The 17771-nt window shown below is 68.4% G+C and carries 17 protein-coding genes and 1 other RNA gene; 10 read left to right on the top strand and 8 right to left on the bottom strand.

Annotated elements, in window-relative coordinates:
* Window positions 1-3 precede the first annotated feature (3 nt).
* Complete coding sequence (locus BMX17_RS12920) at window positions 4-3312, top strand: VirB4 family type IV secretion system protein (protein WP_092660692.1); 3309 nt, start codon at window positions 4-6, stop codon at window positions 3310-3312.
* On the opposite strand, the gene BMX17_RS12925 is transcribed toward BMX17_RS12920, so the two are convergent.
* Both BMX17_RS12925 and BMX17_RS12930 read right to left on the bottom strand, forming a co-directional pair.
* Window positions 3304-3828: a GNAT family N-acetyltransferase gene (locus BMX17_RS12925; protein ID WP_092660694.1), complete on the bottom strand. Its 525-nt coding sequence runs from the start codon at window positions 3826-3828 to the stop codon at window positions 3304-3306. The genes BMX17_RS12920 and BMX17_RS12925 overlap by 9 nt on opposite strands.
* On the bottom strand, window positions 3825-4193 hold the full coding sequence (locus BMX17_RS12930) for a universal stress protein (protein ID WP_092660696.1): 369 nt from the start codon (window positions 4191-4193) through the stop codon (window positions 3825-3827). The genes BMX17_RS12925 and BMX17_RS12930 overlap by 4 nt, the downstream gene beginning before the upstream one ends.
* A gap of 321 nt (window positions 4194-4514) precedes the next feature.
* Here BMX17_RS12930 and BMX17_RS12935 point away from each other — a divergent pair, with 321 nt between their 5' ends.
* Window positions 4515-5129, top strand: coding sequence for a DUF5806 family protein (locus BMX17_RS12935; protein ID WP_449272159.1), 615 nt, complete (start codon window positions 4515-4517; stop codon window positions 5127-5129).
* Window positions 5130-5181: 52 nt separating this feature from the next.
* Window positions 5182-5700, top strand: coding sequence for a hypothetical protein (locus BMX17_RS12940; RefSeq protein WP_139203510.1), 519 nt, complete (start codon window positions 5182-5184; stop codon window positions 5698-5700).
* Here the strand turns inward: BMX17_RS12940 and BMX17_RS12945 are convergent.
* Window positions 5697-6584, bottom strand: coding sequence for an AAC(3) family N-acetyltransferase (locus BMX17_RS12945; RefSeq protein ID WP_092660702.1), 888 nt, complete (start codon window positions 6582-6584; stop codon window positions 5697-5699). The genes BMX17_RS12940 and BMX17_RS12945 overlap by 4 nt on opposite strands.
* Before the next feature lie 88 nt (window positions 6585-6672).
* On the bottom strand, window positions 6673-8082 hold the full coding sequence (locus tag BMX17_RS12950; protein WP_092660704.1) for a dihydroorotase: 1410 nt from the start codon (window positions 8080-8082) through the stop codon (window positions 6673-6675).
* Between the two features lie 161 nt (window positions 8083-8243).
* On the opposite strand from BMX17_RS12950, the gene BMX17_RS12955 reads away from it, so the two are divergent.
* Window positions 8244-9128 carry a CPBP family intramembrane glutamic endopeptidase gene (locus tag BMX17_RS12955; protein ID WP_092660706.1) on the top strand — a complete coding sequence of 295 codons (885 nt, stop codon included), beginning with the start codon at window positions 8244-8246 and terminating at the stop codon, window positions 9126-9128.
* Here the strand turns inward: BMX17_RS12955 and BMX17_RS12960 are convergent, their stop codons facing one another.
* Window positions 9129-9842 (bottom strand): lipoyl protein ligase domain-containing protein, encoded by a 714-nt coding sequence (locus tag BMX17_RS12960; RefSeq protein WP_092660708.1) that lies wholly within the window; start codon window positions 9840-9842, stop codon window positions 9129-9131.
* A gap of 83 nt (window positions 9843-9925) precedes the next feature.
* Here BMX17_RS12960 and BMX17_RS12965 point away from each other — a divergent pair, with 83 nt between their 5' ends.
* Entirely contained in the window at window positions 9926-10849 is a 924-nt protein-coding gene (locus tag BMX17_RS12965; RefSeq protein WP_092660710.1) for a DUF8155 domain-containing protein, read from the top strand.
* 68 nt (window positions 10850-10917) lie between these two features.
* A complete protein-coding gene (locus BMX17_RS12970) occupies window positions 10918-11361 on the top strand; it encodes a PaaI family thioesterase (protein ID WP_092660712.1) in 444 nt (147 codons plus the stop codon).
* On the opposite strand, the gene BMX17_RS12975 is transcribed toward BMX17_RS12970, so the two are convergent.
* Complete coding sequence (locus BMX17_RS12975; protein WP_092660714.1) at window positions 11358-11930, bottom strand: cysteine hydrolase family protein; 573 nt, start codon at window positions 11928-11930, stop codon at window positions 11358-11360. The genes BMX17_RS12970 and BMX17_RS12975 overlap by 4 nt on opposite strands.
* 79 nt (window positions 11931-12009) lie before the next feature.
* Between BMX17_RS12975 and BMX17_RS12980 the strand changes: the two genes are divergently transcribed.
* The 3 genes from BMX17_RS12980 to BMX17_RS12990 are packed head-to-tail and all read left to right on the top strand — an operon-like array spanning window position 12010 to window position 16044.
* Window positions 12010-13551: an Hvo_1808 family surface protein gene (locus tag BMX17_RS12980; protein WP_092660716.1), complete on the top strand. Its 1542-nt coding sequence runs from the start codon at window positions 12010-12012 to the stop codon at window positions 13549-13551.
* Window positions 13548-14864: an Hvo_1808 family surface protein gene (locus tag BMX17_RS12985; protein WP_092660718.1), complete on the top strand. Its 1317-nt coding sequence runs from the start codon at window positions 13548-13550 to the stop codon at window positions 14862-14864. The genes BMX17_RS12980 and BMX17_RS12985 overlap by 4 nt, the downstream gene beginning before the upstream one ends.
* Before the next feature lie 31 nt (window positions 14865-14895).
* Entirely contained in the window at window positions 14896-16044 is a 1149-nt protein-coding gene (locus tag BMX17_RS12990; RefSeq protein WP_092660720.1) for a nicotinate phosphoribosyltransferase, read from the top strand.
* Here the strand turns inward: BMX17_RS12990 and BMX17_RS12995 are convergent.
* Both BMX17_RS12995 and BMX17_RS13000 read right to left on the bottom strand, forming a co-directional pair.
* Window positions 16038-16457, bottom strand: coding sequence for a CBS domain-containing protein (locus tag BMX17_RS12995; RefSeq protein ID WP_092660722.1), 420 nt, complete (start codon window positions 16455-16457; stop codon window positions 16038-16040). The genes BMX17_RS12990 and BMX17_RS12995 overlap by 7 nt on opposite strands.
* An 81-nt stretch (window positions 16458-16538) precedes the next feature.
* Entirely contained in the window at window positions 16539-17144 is a 606-nt protein-coding gene (locus tag BMX17_RS13000; RefSeq protein ID WP_092660724.1) for a TIGR00296 family protein, read from the bottom strand.
* A 123-nt stretch (window positions 17145-17267) separates the two neighbouring features.
* Here BMX17_RS13000 and rnpB point away from each other — a divergent pair.
* Window positions 17268-17698, top strand: an RNA gene (gene rnpB / locus BMX17_RS13005) — RNase P RNA component.
* Window positions 17699-17771 lie beyond the last annotated feature (73 nt).

The following is a 17771-nucleotide window of genomic DNA, read 5'->3' on the forward strand; positions in this document are numbered from 1 at the left end:
CCGATGTCGAACGATCTTCCACGACCGAACGACGAGAGACGCGAACAACGGAGTACGCGGGATCCGAGTCAGTTGATCCCGCCGTACATCGACACCTCGATCGAGATCATCGGCCCGCTGACGACCGCCGATCTCCTCCTGTACCTGCCGGCCGGGGTCGGGGCGCTGGTCGCGCTGTTCGCGCTGCTGTCGGAGTCGTGGCTCTTTTTCCCGGCGCTGATCGCCGCTGGCGTCCTCACCTTCGTCGCGACGGCGGCCAAGATCACGACCGACTGGTACTCCTCGCCGCGCGGGCGCGTCGAGGGATGGCTCAACTCGCTGTGGCGCTCGCGGACGCTCCCCTGGGACCACGAGGACGTCGTCGGCCGGTCGATCCCCGGCGTTCGCGGGTTCCAGCCCGAGGGGACCGCCAAGATGGACGATGGCCGCTACGTCGGGGTCGTCCGTGTCGATCCGACCAACGCCGCGCTGGGTTCGGATCGTGAACTCGACGGCCTCGCGGCACAGCTGTCGGGCGTCATCGACGAACAGATCAAGGACTTCGATTTCAAGCTGTTCGCGACGACCGGCGAGTACGACGCCGAGGAGATCGTCGGGCAGTACGAACAACGTGCTGGAAGCGCCAACACACTCGACGAGGACTTCCAGACCGCGATGTACAAGCGGGAACTGCTGGAGGACGTGGCCGACTGGTACCGCGAGACCGACCGCCCCCAGTGGGCCGCCAACGACTGGCGCTACTACGTCGTCGTCGAGGTCACGCCCGGTGACGTGCAGTCTCCGGGCGACGTGAGCGTCTGGGAGATGCTCAACCCGCTAACGAGTGTCGACCCGGCCGAGGCGGACAAGCGCCAGTACGCCACCCTGCTCGACCGGCTCTCGACGGTCGAGGGGGCCATCGACGGCATCACGGGCCTGAACGCGGCCCGGATCGGGGTGCGGGAACACATCGAACTCTTGAGCGAGTACTGGACCGGGCAGGACGCCGTGCCCAGCGAGAACCTGATCCGGGCCATCGAGGAGGAGGAACTCTCGGAAGCCCAGCAGGCTCGCATGGACGAACTGTTCGCGCCCGACGAACTCGACGTGCACGGGGACTACGTCGAGGTGGGCGACGAGTTTTGCCGGACCTTCTGGATCGCCGAGTGGCCCGTCGAGCCCCAGTCACTGTTCCTCCGAGACCTGTTCACCCTGCGGGGCGTCGACGTGGACGTGTGTTTCCACGTCGGGGCCAGCGACAAGCGGATGAAGGTCGCGGAACTCGAACAGGTCATCGCCGACATCGAGTCCGAGGGCCACGAGCGCCGCGAGAGCTCCGACGTGTCGGCGGCGGACATCGACCGTGACGTGGACGCCTACGTGACGTACCGGGAACTCCTGCGGACGACCCGGACCCAGCCCTGGGACTTTGCCGGCTACGTCACCGTCCGGGCCGACACCGAGGCCGCGCTCAGGCGCGCCGAGTCGGCCATCGAGGAGTTCGACGACGTGGCCTTCGCCAAGCGCTCGGTCCTCGACGACGACGGCGAGATGATCCGCGACACGCTCGAATCCTCGCCCGCGGACTGTTTCACCGTCGTCCCGACCAGCCGGCAACTCGAAGCGTTCCAGTCCGGTGCGCCGACCGGGCGTGACGCCTTCACCGAGGCCTCGAAGATCGACAAGACCACCTCGGTCCCCGGCGGGGCCATCGGCGCGACCTTCCCGTTCTGCGGGACCGACGTGCGCGAACCGACCGGGATGGACTGGGGGCGCAACAAACAGAACGGCGCGATGCTCAAGGCCGACCCCTTCGAGCGCGAGAGCGCCCCGCACGTCCTGACCATCGGGAAGTCCCGGAGCGGGAAGACCTACGCCTCGACGAAGGCCGCGGCCCGGTGGTACCTCCAGAGTGAGGACCACACGCTGATCCTCTGTGACACCCAGAGCGGGTTCGACGGCATCACGAAACTGCTGGGCGGCGAGCACATCGTCGTCGACGGCACCCAGACGATCAACCCGCTGGACATCCAGCCCTTGCCCGATCACGTCCGGGAGTCCGCGGGTGGCCGCGTCGACCCCTACCGCATGAAAATCGAGGAGGCCACGCAGTTTTTCGCCGGCATCCTCCGCTCACAGGGGATCGACCCCGGCAACTACGTCGCCACCATCGAGGAGGGACTCGAAGGCACCTACAACCGCGCGGGCATCTACCAGGACGACCTCGACAGCCACGCCCGCGAGAGTCCGACCATCGAGGACTTCATCGACACGCTCGGGGATATGCTGGAGAACCCCGAGTCCTATACCCACACGGAACACGCCGCCGAGATCGAGCAGAAAGTCGAGCGGGTCAGCGACCTGCTGGACAAGCTCTCGGGGTTCAAGGAGGGCGGAAAGTACCACCACCTCGAAACCGGCGCGGGGATCATGAACCCCGACGTGGGCATGGCCTACCTGGACCTCCAGCAACTCCGAGACGCCAGCGACGCCGAGAAGTCGATCATGCTCCAGCTCATGCTCGGGCAGGTCGCACAGAAGGCCAAGCGCACCCGGGGCAAGCTCGTGTTCATGATCGACGAGGCCCACGTCCTCTTCCACTCCGAGGAGATGACCCGCTGGCTCCAGAAGGCCGCCCGGGAGTGGGCCCGCTACGACGCCGCGCTGTGGTTCATCAGCCAGTCGCCACGGGAGTTCATCCAGCAGTCCGCAGACCGGGACGTGGGCCAGGAGAACGAACGCCGGACGATCATCGATCAGTGTTCGACGATCAACTTCTTCCGAACCCCGCGAGTCTCCCCGGAGACGCTCGCCGAATTCGGACTCAACCGCCAGCAGATCGACTGGATCCGGGAGGAGGCCACGCCCGGGAAGGCCGGGCGGGGGTACTCGGAGGCGCTGACCTACTTCGAGGACTACGAGGGGTGGTTCCCGACGTACGTGGAAGCCTCGCCGTTCGAGGATCTCGTCTACAACTACACGCCACGGGAACACGGGAACTTCCACGAGTACGTCCAGCGCCACTGGGGGACCGTCGAGGAGGGAATCATCGTCGACGGCGAGATTACCGTCGATCCCAGCGTCCCGCTGACCGGTTCACAGCCCGCCGAGGCGGAACCGATCACGGACGGGAAAGGACAGGAACCTGACGAGTCCACGCTGGAACCGCCCGAACCCGAGCCCGAGGAGATCGAGGCCGAGACCGGCGATCCGATCGATCCCGGCCTCGACGACGCGTCCACGACGGAGGCCGCGACCGATCCCAACGGGACGCCGCCGTGGCTCGACGAGTCCGAAGAGGAACCCGATCCGGACGACGTGGACCTATTCTAATCTGATGGCCATCTCCAGCTCGAAGCTCTCGGTGCTGATCATGTCGAAGCCGACCTTCTTGTAGACCGCGATTGCGGGGTCGTTCCAGCGTTCGACGGTGAGCCAGACGCGCTCGACGCCCTCGTCCTGTGCGTACCCGAGCAGGTGTTCGAGCAGTTCGGTGCCGATACCCGCGCCCTGGTAGGGCCGGACGACGAAGATCGCCAGTTCGTAGCTCCCGTCCTCGTCGGGGACGAGCGTCGCGTGCCCGACCGGGTCGCCGTCGTGCAGTGCCACGACGTTCAGGCAGTCGTCGGAGAGCAACACGTCGAGCCAGTCGCGGATCGGGTCTTCACGGACCGGGGGGATCCCCTGGGCGCGATCTTCGGCCTCGAAGTCGAGGTACATCTCGACGAGCGCTTCGGTGTCGTCGTCGCTGCCGGAGCGGTACCGGATCTCGCGCCCGTCGCCGTCGGTGACGGTGTCGGGCGGACTCGGGAACTCGCCGGCGGGTTCGTCGGGGTATTCCCGGGTCATCTGACGAGGGTCACCGTCGTTTCGGCGTTCAACAGGACGAACTCGAGCGTCTCGTCGAAGTTGATCTTCCCGAGCGGGCTGCGCTCGCCCCCGGCGACGACCAGCCGGTCGAACTGTTCTTGCTCTGCGAGTTCGACCAGCCGACTGCCGGGGTGGCCCGAGAGGTGGCGGATCTCGGGATCCATTCCGGTCTCGGCCAGCCGCTCGCGGACTTCGGTCTCGATCTCCTCGGGCGTGCGGGCGATGTCCTCGCGGTCGACGATGGCGACCGTCACCGCGTCGCCGGCTTCCTCGGCCCGCGTGACCGTGTCGGCGAGCGCCTCGAACGATCCGTCGCTGCCGCCGATGCCCAGCAACACTTTCATATCCGTGCCCTCGCACCGACGGGTCAAAAACCCTCAACACGTTTCCGCCGCCACACACCGCGCCGCCCGCGTCTGACGCACGGCCGACACCGCCGATACGCTTTTTCGCCCGGGGCACGGACACCTGCTATGCCCGATTCTCCCGTGTCCGACGCCGACGATGCGCCCGGCGACGACCACGACGCCCGGGAGTCCCCGCCCGAGGACCAGCCCACAGACGAGGCCGCCGACGGAACCCCACCCGAGGACGGCGACGCCACCGACCAGTCGGCCGACCCGGCTACCGCCGACGAGGGTGACGAGTCCGCGAGCACGTCTCCGATGCCATCGGTACCCGATGACGGTGCCGAATCGTCCGATTCGGCGGCCCGTGAGGCCGTGCCTGACGACGTGCAGAAGTACGACCGCTTCAAGAAGATCGAGGGCGGCACCTACGACCGCGCCAACGAGTTCCTCCGGGACCGGACCTACATCACCGCCCGCGAGTGGGCCATCGCCCGCCTGTGTGCGGACTTCCGGACCGAGACCGGCGTCGAGATGACCAAGATCGGCGAGAACCTGCCGGAACTGGTCCCGTTCATGACCGACACGTACACGCCCCAGGCGGTCAACCAGGCCCGCGCCGCCTTCGAGGAGAAGGTCCGCAAGGCCGGCGCGACCTTCCTCTACGGCGCGATGTGTGACTTCTTCACCGCCGAGGAACTCGACGACGTGATGTACGAGGCCACCGAGGTCGCGAAGTTCCTGCTGGAAGTCGAGGGCGTCGAACTCTCGGTCGAGGAGGAACTGGAGGCCGAAGACCGCATCTCCGAGGTCATGCGGGACGTGCGCGAACACTCCGCCGCCCTGCGCCACGACGAGTGTCCCCACTGCGGCGGCGACCTCGACGGCGGCGAGAGCGGCGGGAGCGACACGACGGCCGAGGCTGACGACTAACCACCTTTTTACTGCAGGGGGTGCGCCGACGGCGCACCCCCCTTGCAAAAACGTGGGCGAAAAACCGCTCGTCGCGGAGCACTGCTCCGCGACGAGGGAACCGCGCGCCGAAGGCGCGCGGATGCTGGATGCCTTCCGCCCCGCAACACTGAAATTAAACCGTGACGACGAACTGAACGTGACGCCCGAACGAAAGGTACTGCTGATAGACGGATTGGTGGGCGCTGGAGCGCTCCTGAACGGTGCTCTGTCCTTCTCGTTGTCCGTCCAGCGGTGGGTCGTTTTCGTGCTCGTCGGGGCAGCCCTCTGGATCACAGGGATCTATTATTGGGTGGACCGGACGGCGATCGAGGAGAGTCTCCGTAACGTGCTCGTGGGAAGTTTCGGAATTGCCGGTCCATTTCTGGTCGGTCTCACGATGGCATTATTGGACTATCCACTGGCCCCCACGGTCGTGGCCGGTGTCATGACCGGGTACGGATTGGGCATCCTTGGCTATCGCGTCGTCTACGGCCTTGTCCGGCCGATTCCCGATTGTCGGCTCGAACGGATGCGTGGGCGGGCGGTCTAGCGGACCATGTAGTACGGGTCCTCGGCGATCCGCGGTTCCAGCGCCTCGCGCAGGTCCCGGGCCGACACGGAGATGACGCGCAGGCCGTTGAGGTCGTGGTGGTCGAGGACGCCGTCGTCGATCAGGTCCCGCTGGATGCCCAGGCGGTCCCAGAAGTAGAGGTAGTTGTTCTTGTCGTAGTTCCGCTGGGTGACTCGTTCTACGCGGCCGCCGGGGTAGCGAACGGTTCCCTCGACCTCGACCGTCTCGCTGTAGGGTACGTCGGTGACCCGCTCGATGTAGTGCAGTTGCGTGCTGACGAGCCAGCGGGTCCCGATGTCGAGGATGCGCACGTCGTCGCGTTCCAGCTGGGCGTAACAGCCCTCCGGGGCGAAGGTGTCCCTGACGGTACAGCCCTCGAAGCGGTAGTCGCCGCGCACCTGGATCGAGTGGAGGGGATCGGCGGTTCGGTAATCGGCCTCCTCGAAGAACAGGGCGGCAAAGGCACCGAGTTCGGGTTCGGTGTCCGTACGGTGGAACTGCCCGGTCCGGCGGAACGACTGGGTGAACGCGGGGGTGAGGATGGAGTCGAACCGGGCGTCGAGGTGGTCGCGGACGAACTCGTAGGGGTTGCCGTCGAACGCGGCGTTCACGTCGCTGAGGCCGACGTGGACGAACACCGCGTCTTCGTCGTAGCCGTCCAGAATCTCGGCGAAGACGGCCTCGTCGACGGGGCCGGTCGGTTCCTCGCGCTGGCGGACGGCGTAGTGTTTCGCGCTACTCCAGAGCGTCTCCGCGAGCGTCGCGGGTGGGGGGACGTGCGTCGACGGCGTCACCGGGAGCGACCCGCTCACCAGGCCGTCGAAACGGCGTTTCGACCGTAGCTCCGGGAGGTGGCGCACCATCCCGCGGAACTGCCCGCTCCACGCGGTTAGTTATGGACTGCCCCAACCGGGTGACCGCCAGTAAGCGGTGGTTAGCCGGTCACCCCGGTCAGGCGCGGTCGTCGCCACCGTCGTCGCCGTCCTCGCCGTCGGTGTCGGTCGCCGTCGCGTCCGGGTCCGGCGAGCGCTCGATGGAACGGACGTTGACGCCGACCGCGTCGCCGAACCGCTCGTTGGCCGTCTCGCCTGCCTCGGCGGCCTCGATGGCCGAGTCCGGGCCGAACCGCTCGTAGACGACCTCGCCGCGAACCAGCGTGAGCTCGGGGAAGACCCCCTGTTTCCCCTCGAACGGCGTCCACTCACACTTCGAGTGGAGGTCCTCGCCGCGAATCTCGCGGCTGTCCGACGGGTCGACGAGGACGAGGTCGGCGTCCATGCCCGCCTCGATCCGGCCTTTCGTCGGGAGGTCGAACACGTCGGCGACGTTCGCGGCCGTGAGGTCTCGGACGCGCTCGTAGGAGATCTCGTCGTTGCGGGCGGCTTCCAGCAGGAGTGGGAGCGCGGTCTCGACGCCGGGCACGCCCGAGGGGGCGTCCCAGATGCTGGCGTCTTTCTCCTCTCGGGTGTGGGGCGCGTGGTCGGTGGCGACGATGTCGACGGTGCCGTCGACGACGCGCTCCCAGACCTTGCTCCGGAGGCGTTCGCGACGCAGTGGCGGGTTCATCCGGCCGAACGTGTCCAGATCGCCCAGATCACGGCGGGAGAGGAACATGTGGTGGGGCGTGACCTCGCAGGTCATGCCGTGGTCTTTGGCCACGTCGATGCCCTCGGGCGTGGAGGTGTGGGCGACGTGGAGGTGGGCGTCGAAGCGGTCGCCGACTTCGGCGGCGGCCCGGACGGCGGCGGCCTCGGCGCGGGCGGTGCGGTAGGCGCTCCAGGCGTCGGCGTCGTCGCGTTCCTTCGCACCCGGCTCGAACTCCGTGGCGTCCTCGGCGTGGACGGTGACCACGGCGTCCTGTCGGGCGGCGGTCTTGACCGCGCTGGCGAACAGTTCCACGTCGATTCCCATGTCGCCGGTCGAATCCGCGAGGAAGACTTCCCCGAGCGCGAACATCGGCCGCTGGAGCAGGGCGCTTGGCACCCACTGCTCGGTGACGCCGCCGTTGATGCCGAAGTCGACGAGTGAGGCCTCGCTTGCCAGTTTTTCTTTCTCGTCGAAGGCGGCCCCGTCGATGGTCGGTGGGTCGGTGTTGGGCTGGTCGACGACGCAGGTCACCCCGCCCGCCGCCGCGGATCGACTGCCGGTCTCCCAGGTCTCCTTGTGGGAGAAACCGGGTTCCCGGAAGTGGACGTGGGCGTCGATCATCCCCGGCAGGAGTCGCTTGCCGCTGGCGTCCACGAACCGTTCGTCGGCCGACTCGGGCATCGGCAGGTCCTCGCCGACGGCCGCGATGGTCTCCCCCTCGAGTAGCACGTCGCGCTCCCGACCGTCCGGGAGCGTCGCGTTCCGAATGAGCATACCCACCTTCGGAGCGGGTGGGTCCTAAAACTCGCGGACGGGTTGGCCCGAGAAACGCTTATGAGCGCGAGCGCCGACGCCCTATATATGTCAGCCCTCCACCACGTCACGGTTGATCTGGATATCGAACGGCACACGCTCCGGGCGGGGGTGTCGAACGGATGACGGCGCTCGACCGGGCACGGCTTGGACTGTTCGTCGGCGTCCTGGCCGCGGCCGCGGCGGTGCTGGTCGCGGTCTCGACGCTCGCGGACGTGAGTCCCATCGTGCTCGCGCCGGCGTATATGTTCTCTCCGCTGGTCGCGGGGCTCGCGGTCACGCTCACCAGCGCCGACCTGTCGCTGTCGACGGTTGGATTGCGCGTCGGTCGCCCCCGGTGGCTCGCGGCGGCGGTCGTGAGCGCACTCGCGCTAGTCGGCCTGACGCTGGCGCTGGCGCTCGCGGTGCCCGGTATCGGCCTCGAAACCGGCGTCGATCCGATCCCCGGCCTCGAACTGCCCGGTGGCCTCGTCGGCGTGGCGGCGGCCCTCGCGCTCGCCGTCGCGCTCGGGGCGACCGTCAACGCGGTCTTCGCCTTCGGCGAGGAGTTCGGCTGGCGGGGTTACCTGCTGTGGGAACTCGCGCCACTTGGCTTCTGGAAGGCCTCGCTCGCCATCGGGGCGCTGTGGGGGCTCTGGCACGCGCCGGTGATCGCGGCCGGCTACAACTACCCCGCTTTCCCGATCGTAGGGGTCGGCCTCATGACCGCGGCCTGTATCGCGTTCTCGCCAGTGTACACCTATCTGGTCGTCCGGGCGGAGTCGGTACTCGCGGCCGCCCTGCTCCACGGCGTGTTCAACGGCTCGGCGGGACTGGTCGTCGCGTACGCGGCCGCGGACGGCGTCGCGCTCGCCCAGCTGGTCGCCAACCCGGTCGGTGCGGCCGGCATTGTCGCGTTCGGTCTCGCGGCGCTGGCCATCGCCGCGGCCGGATCGCCCGCACTGACCGAGACGTTCCCCGATCGCGGCGGGTCGCCCCTGGGCGGTGTGACGCCGGGCGACGACTGACTACTCCCCGGCCCACTCCACGGTCGGCAGGTCGTCGACCCACTCGACGCTGCCGAGGTGGTCGCCGACCAGCGCGTCCTCGATGCGCATGATGATCGCGACGGGATCGACCTCGCCACCGGCCCGCTCGATGCTCCCGACGGTGTCGGGGTCGAAGGGCACGTCGAGGGCGTCGTAGACGGGTTCGAGGACCGACCCGATCTCGTCGTGGCCGTCGACCACGACGACCCCGGCGACCAGCGCCGCGTCGCCGGTGACCCGCTGGGCGATGCCACAGACCTTGCCGCCGGCGGCCTGCAGCGAGTAACTCCCCGGGCAGAAAGCGTTCTCGGGCTCGCCGCGTTCGGCGTCGACGCCGATCTCGCGGAGCGCGTCGCGCACGTCGACGCGGACGGCCGCGTAGCGCTCGTCGACCCCCTGGCGCTCGTCGTCCTCGACGGGTTCGATCCGCGCGAAGGCGATGGTGTCGCCGGTGTAGGCGACCGGGCGGCCGCCGACCCGGCGCTCGCAGACGGGAAACTCCCGCTCGCGGGCGGCGGCGACGGCTGCCTCGTACCCCTCGCTGTTGGTGTCCCGGGGGCCGAAGGCGACCTGTCGGTGGGGCCGCCAGACCCGGACCGCGGGCTCGTCGGCGGTGCCCGCGTGTTCGATGAGGAACTGGGTGACTGCCCGGTCGGCCTCGGCGTCCTCGCCCCGTCCCCGGACCACTCGCATATCTCGGACAGGGGGACCGCCGAATAAGGACCTGACGGCTCGTTCCCGACGGGTTGACGTGTGCCCCGCCCGTCCCTCCGGTGATGGCCGTCACGCTCGACGCCGCACTGCTGGATCGGTACCCCCGCTTTTCCCTGTACAACTCGCCGTACGCCGCCCACGATGCGGGCGCGGCCGTCGACCTCTATCCCGAGGTGGCGATCGGCGGCGACGACGACCGGGACCCAGCGGACGGCGGCCCCGCTCCCTCGCCGGTCGCCGGCGAGGTGCTGGATACCCGAACCGTCGACGCGCCGTCGAAACCCTACGCCGTCGAGCACGACCACCTGCTCCTCGTGGACACGGGCGAGCACGTCGCTCGCCTCCTCCACGTCGACCCCGCCGTCGCGGCCGGCGACCGGATCGCAGTCGGTGACTCGCTCGGCCGACTGATCCGCTCTGGATTCTTCGCCCCCTGGGTCGACGACCACGTTCATCTGGGATTTCGCTCGCCCGACGCCAACCACTACCGTGCGTCGGGGTCGCTCCCGCTGGACCTGGGGGTCGACGTGGCCCCGGTCCGCTGGGACGGGACCGGGACCGTCGTCGAGACCGGCGAGAGCTACGCCGTGCTGGACGCGCCGGACCATCCCAATCCAGGGGCGGCGTTCGCCGGTGTGGCCGCGACCGTCGACGGAAGCGAGCGCGTGCTCGACGGTGGGCTCCCTCACTACGACGGTGGTGGCGTCCTCGGCGGTGGGTTGGGGCCGGTCACGGTCCTCGGCCAGCGAGTCGGCACGAGCGACGGGCGGACTGTCGCGTGGGCGGACGTGACCGTGCGGGCGGACGTTCCCGCGAGCGAAGCGAGTGGGAACTCGGAAGACGGGCACGGCCCGTCTTCCGGTGGGGGGCCGATCACGGGGTTGTCGCTGTTCTGCGGTCGCGACGCACTGGGTGTCAAACTCGTCTGTCCGGACCGGGAGTTCGCGGTCGGGGACGAGGTGGTCGTCGATGTGGCCACTGAGTGAGATTCGGGGCTTCACGCGTCGAAAGAACCGGTGAGTAAAAGATGGGTGGGTGTACACGTATTGCACACATGGCCAACGACCTTCCGGAAGGCGCACCGGTGATGCTCCGGATGTCAGTCGAACGGGAGAACGGGTACCTCTCCTGGCTTGGGGTACAGATGGGGGACATCGAGTTCGGCGAGGCGAATCTGACGATTCCGTTCGACGAGCGGTTCACCGACAACGAGGCCGAGCCGCCGACCGTCCACGACGGCATCGTGACGACGCTGGTCGAACAGACCACGGAACTGGCGATCCGCACCACGATGCCCGACCCCGTCAACGACCGGGTCGACCTCCTGAGCACGACGGTGAACTTCCTCGACGAGGCGGCTCACGATCTGGAAGCCACCGCCAGCGTCGTCGACAGCGGCGACGGGTCGGCGGTCGCCGAGGCGTCCGTCGAGAGCCGCGATCCACAGGGCACGCCGGTGACCGTCGCCGCCGGCCAGGGCGTCTTCCGGACCGACTAGTCGAAGGCCACCGACGCCAGGGTCGTGACTTCGCCGAACAGCCAGTCGGCGTGGTCGATGGCGTACTCGTGGTGTTCCTCCTCGATGTATCCGATGGCATCTTCGACCAGTACCGGCCGGTAGTCCCGGAGCCCGGCACTGCCCGCGGTGTGGAGGACACAGACGTTGGCCAGCGTCCCGCAAAAGAGCAGGTCGTCGATCCCACGCGCCGAGAGCCAGCCGTCGAGTTCCGTCTCGTGGAACGCGTCGTAGGTGTGTTTTTCGACGACGTGGTCGTCGGATCGAACGGGCAGGTCCTCGACGATCTCGGCCTCCCAGGACCCCTCGAGGACGTGTTCGCCCCACTGCTCGAACTCGTCGTAGTAGTGGGCGTCTTCGAACTGCTCGGGCGGGTGCACGTCCCGGGTGTAGATCACCTGGAGGCCGGCCTCGCGGGCCCGATCGATCAGGTCGCCGATGGGATCGATCACGGCCTCGCTCTCGGGCGCGTAGAGGCTTCCGTCGGGGTGACAGAAGCCGTTCTGCATATCCACCACTACCACTGCCGTCGAGTCGCTGTCGAAGTCCATGTGCGGGCGTACGGCTGTGCCGGAAAAACCCCTTTCCCCGGTCGGTTCACTTTTCCCCCGCCGAGTCCAGGGTCCGGGTATGCGTGCCGCGCACGGACTGATACTGGCCGCCCTCCTCGTCCTCGCCGGCTGTAGCGGGGTGCCGGGCACTGGAACCGACGCGCCCGGAGCCACCGTCGCCGACACGGCGACCGACGGCGAGGCCGCCGAAGCGACTGCCGACACGGACGACGGATCGAACGGCACCGGAACGCGGACTGGCACGGACGAGTCGGCCGACCCCGACGATGGGTCGACGACGCCAGCCGATCCGGCCACCGACCGAATCGGCTGGGAGGACGGCTACTGGGCCAACGAGTCGCTGTCGGTGACCAACGGCGACGGCCTGAACGAGAGCGAACTCGACGCCGTGGTCGCCCGCTCGATGGCCCGTGTCGAGGTCATCCGGGATCGGGAGTTCCGCGAGTCGGTCCCCGTCGAGATTATCTCCCGGGCCGAGTTCAGATCGGAGAGCCGGCCCGATCTGACGCCCTCACTGCGAACGTTCGACAACGCGAAGTTCGAGGCGCTGTTTTTCGTCGGGGAGGACCGCTCCTCGATCCGGGTCCAGCGGGCCAACCAGGGCGAGAACGTGTTGGGGTACTTCGATCCCCGCAACGACACGATCAAACTGATCGCCGAGAGCGGCCAGCCCCAACTGCGCGACGAACGCACCCTGGGCCACGAACTCGTCCACGCGATGCAGGATCAGTACCACAATCTCTCAGCCATCACCGGCGAGACCCGGGACGAGAACAACGCGCAGTCGTCGCTGATCGAGGGCGAGGCCCGGACGGTCGGGCTAGAGTATCGGGGGCGCTGTGGCGGTGAGTGGGACTGTGTCTCTGCGCCCGGTAGCCAGCCGTCGCTGTCGGACATCCACACCGGCATCTACCTGCTGAACTTCTTCCCGTATGCCGACGGGCCCGGGCTGATCAGCCACCTCCGCGAACAGGGCGGCTGGGACGCCGTCGACGCGGCGTTCGGCGACCCGCCCGAGAGCGCCGAACAGGCCATCTACCCCAACAAGTACACGCCACCCCGTGACTCGCCCGACCAGGTTTCGCTGAACGACACGGCGACCGACGGCTGGACGCGGGTCCGACCGGAGTCGCCGGTCGGCGGAATCGACCGCGCCGACTACGGTCGGCTGGGCCAGTCCGGGCTGAGTGCGATGTTCGCGTACACGGTACTCGACGGAACCGCCGACGCGCTCCTCCCGCCGCGTTCGGTGACTTCGCCCGATCCGTCCGATCCGCTGAACTACGACTTTACCGTCACCGACGGCTGGGCGGGCGACCGGCTCCACGTCTACGAGAACGCCGAGGCCGGCACGAACGAGACCGCCTACGTCTGGCGACTGGGCTGGGACTCGGCCACCCACGCCCGGGAGTTCGCCGACGGCTACCGCGAACTGCTGGCGTACAACGGCGCGACCCCTGCCGACGGCCGCGAGACCGTCTGGACCATCCCCCAGAACGATACCTTCGGTGACGCCTTCCGGGTGACCCGCGAGGACGACACCGTGACGATCGTGAACGCGCCGACGGTCGGCGAGTTGAACGCGGTGCACGGGTCGTGAAGCGGACGCTCGCCGCGCTGGCCCTGCTCGCACTCGTCGCGCTGGCGGGCTGTAACGCGCCAATCGACGACGGTGGCCGGCCGGATCCGGTCTTCGACCGGCTCGGCTGGGAGGCCGGTCACTGGTACGACGACCCGGTCTCCGTCACCGCCGAGGACGGGCTGAACGGGAGCGAACGCGAGGTCGTCGTCGCCCGCGCGATGGCCCGGATCGAACACCTCCGGGGCAAGGAGTTCACCGAGTCGGTGCCCGTCGAGGTCATCTCTCGACAGGAGTACCGTGACCGCTACGGCGGTGGCGGCGGCCGCGACCGATTCGGCGACCAGCTCTACGAGGCGCTCTTGCTCGTGGGTGAGAACACCTCGACCGCCGACGACCGCGGACAGGCGCTGGACGCCTCCGTCCAGGGCTTCTACTCGAGTCGTACCGGCGAGATCGTCCTCGTCAGCGACTCGGCGACGCCTACCGTCGACCGGTCGACGCTGGTCCACGAACTCGTCCACGCGATGCAGGACCAGCAACTCTCGCTGGGCACCGCGACCGAGACCCAGGACGCCCGCCGGGCGCAGTCGAGCGTGATCGAGGGCGAGGCCAACACCCTCCAGCGGATGTACGCCGACCGCTGTGGTGAGGACTGGGACTGTCTCGACCGTCCGACTCGACAGGGAAGCGGCGGCGGTGGGAGCGACGACCTCAACGTCGGCCTGTTCCTGACGATCTACGCCCCCTACGCGACCGGGCCGGAGTTCGTCGCGGCGATCCGCGACCGGGGCGGCTGGGCGGCCGTCGACGAACTCTACGAACAGTTCCCGATGAGTACGGAGCAGGTGATCCACCCCGAGGCCTACCCCGACGAGCGTCCGAACGCGGTGACCGTCGCCGACCGCTCGAACGACGAGTGGCGACGGTACGATCGGGACCCGGCCGGCGATACGGCGGGCGAAGCGGCGATCTACGCGATGCTGTGGGCCAACGGCGCTATCGACGTACAGGGTCGCGCGATCTACGACTACGAGAGCCGTTACTCCGCGGGCTGGGCGGGCGACCGGATCGTCCCCTACCGCAACGGCGACCGCGGTGGGTACGTCTGGGCGAGCGAGTGGGACACCACCGCCGACGCCCGGGAGTTCGTCCGGGCCTACCGGGCGATACTGTCCTCGCGGGCGAGCGAGCGGCCGGCACAGAACGTCTACGTCCTGCCCGAATCGGACCCGTTCGGTGACGCCTTCCGCGTGAGCAGGGACGGGCGTCGCGTCCGGATCGTCAACGGGCCGACCGTCGGCGCGCTCCCGGCCATCGGCGGCGACGAGTAGGTTTTTCGTCCGGGCGACAGTATCTCCGGCAATGCGTTCCTTCGACATCGTCGCACCCGAGGCCATCGCCGCGGGCCGCGCGACCGACGCCTACTTCGACCGGACCGTCGAGGCCCTCGACCACGCCGGGCGCAATCCCCACGTCGTCGCCGAGGTCACCGCAGACCAGTTCCCTACCGGCGAGTTCGAGGCGCTGGCCGGGGTCAAAGACACCGCCCACCTGCTCGAAGGCCTGCCCGTCGACGTGTACGCGCTCCGGGAAGGCCAACTGTTCGACGGCGGGCCGGTCTGTCGGATCGAAGGGTCCTATCGCGACTTCGCCGTCTACGAGACCGCGCTCCTGGGTTTTCTCTCCCACGCCTCGGCGGCCGCGACCAGCGCTCTGCGGGCAAAGCGGGCCGCCCCGGATTCGCAGGTCCTCAGCTTCGGGACCCGGCACGTCCATCCCTCGATCGCGGCGATGATCGAGCGCAGCGCCCTGATCGGCGGGATGGACGGCATCTCCAACGTGGCCGGGGGCGACGTGATCGGCCGCGAGGCCGGCGGCACGATTCCCCACGCACTGATGATCGCCTTCGGCAAGGGCAACCAGGAGGACGCCTGGCGGGCCTTCGACGAAGGGGTCGCGCCCGAGGTCCCACGGATCGCGCTCTGTGACACCTACAGCGACGAGACCGACGAAGCCGTCCGGGCCGCCGAGACCATCCCGGATCTGGACGGCGTGCGGATCGACACGACCGGCTCCCGCCGGGGCGATTTCCGGCACATCCTCCGGGAAGTCCGCTGGGAATTGGACGCCCGCGGCCACGAGGACGTGGACGTGTTCGCCAGCGGCGGGATCACGCCCGAGACGATCCGCGAACTCCGGGACGTGGTCGACGGCTTCGGCGTGGGCAGTTACGTCAGCAACGCCGACCCCGTCGACTTCGCGCTGGACATCGTCGCGGTCGAAGGCGAACCCGCGGCCAAGCGGGGGAAACTCTCCGGCACGAAGCAGGTCTACCGGACGCCCGACGGCGGCCACCACGTCGGGCTGGCCGACCGCGAGGGGCCCGAGGACGGCGAGCCCTTGCTGGAGCCGTTGCTCGCGGACGGCGAGATCGTTCGCGAGTTCGACGTGGACGCGGCGGCCTCGCGGGCGCTCGACGACGCCGAGCGGGTCGCGCTCGGCGCTCAGTAAGTGGGCGACTCGGCCTCGACGACGCGGCTGAGATTCCCCAGTTCGGCGACGAGCAACACGATCAGGTCGTCCATCGTGACGATGCCGACCAGCTTGTCGTCGTCGACGACCGGGAGCCGTCGCACGGCGTGTTCGGCCATCGCGTTCGTCGCGGTCAGGATACCTTCGTCGGCCTCGACGGTCACCGGTGTCTCGGTCATGATCTCGGCCGCCGTCACCTCGTCGGGCGCGTGACCCGCCGCCAGCACCTTCACGGCGAGGTCGCGGTCGGTGACGATCCCGACCGGTTCCATGTCCGTCTCGACGACGATGCTCCCGACGCCGACTTCCTCCATGCGCAGGGCCAGCGCCTCCGCTGTGGTGTCCGGTCCGGCCGTTTCGATCCCCGTGGTCGCGATATCGCGGACTGTCATATCGATCCCTCTATCTAGAACGAGAACTGCCAGCGGGCTAACTACGGCGGACGTTCCCAGTTCGCGGGAACGACGCCGGGGTCAGAACGTCAGTTCCTCCACCGAGCCTTCGGGCTCGCGCTCGCGGAAGACCCGGCCCTCGAAGAGGGTGACCATCGTGTCGTCGTCTTCCCAGGCACCCGGGGCGAACCCGGAGGTCCGACAGGCCCGGTCGAGGTACTCGGCGGCGCTCCAGCCGTTCTCCATGGGGACCGTGGGGTAGAGCCAGCCGCTCTCGGCTCCGCGCTCGACGGCGACGCCGTGGCGGCCCAGTTCGATGTCCGCGAGCGGGTCGTCGGTCAGGACGACGTTCCCGACGATACAGACCGACACCGAGATCGAGGAGAGTTCAGCGGTGTCGACGCCCGACCCACAGGAGTCCTCGCTGGCGGCGTCGATGGCCGCGTCGACCAGGGCCTCTCCGAGGTGGTCGTTCCAGTCGTAACTGCCGGCACAGCCCCGCAGCCGGCCCCGACCGTGGGTGTTTTCGAGTCGGACGAACGCCCCGGTCCGCAGGTAGAAGGCGTCGCGCATACTCCCGAGTTGTTCGCGTGTGCCGTTCTCCACGAACGACTCGACGGCGCTCCGGGCCAGCTCGACGGCTCGGACTCCGTCAGTTTGCGTGAGATTGCCCGCTGCCTCTGACATTGTCTTCCTTATGGGCACCGGCTCCTTGAAGATTCCTAAATTATCGTCCCTCCGAGATTCACCGTTAGAAGGGGTCCCGAGTCGACCGAACGCCTTAATCCCGGGCGTCGTTTACGGTTCGATGGCAGAGGGAGTCCGGCCACCGTGCCCCGGCCCGCATCCGCGCAAGGGGCATGAGGAAAGTCCCCCCACCGTTCGGGCAGGTGACCGGGCGCAAGCCCGGAGCGGGAGACCGCTGGCTCTGGAACAGAAACGACACCGCTCCGCGCGAGCGATGAGGCGTGCGAACCCCGACCGTAAGGGAGGGGGAGTTGACCCGCCGAGCGTAGCGGGGTTCGCGAGAACCCCGAATGGCAAACGGGCACCTCGTGCCCGCTCGCGAAAACGTGGTGGCGCTGCCACCACGCTGACCGCGGAGAACGGATGGAACGGCGAATCCCCACCGGTGCAAGCCCGCGTCGTCAGGTAGCCCGGACACCGCCGGATTCGGCGACCTGGCGCGGGCGCGCAGCCGAATGCCGGATCGAACAGAAGGGGGCTTACTCCCCTCAGCCACTCGATTCCGTGAGCGACCGCCATCGAGAGTCGTGTTACCCACAATTGACTTGACGGTCGCACTCTACGGAT

The organism is Halorientalis persicus, assembly GCF_900110215.1.
In the GTDB taxonomy this organism is placed as follows: domain Archaea; phylum Halobacteriota; class Halobacteria; order Halobacteriales; family Haloarculaceae; genus Halorientalis; species Halorientalis persica.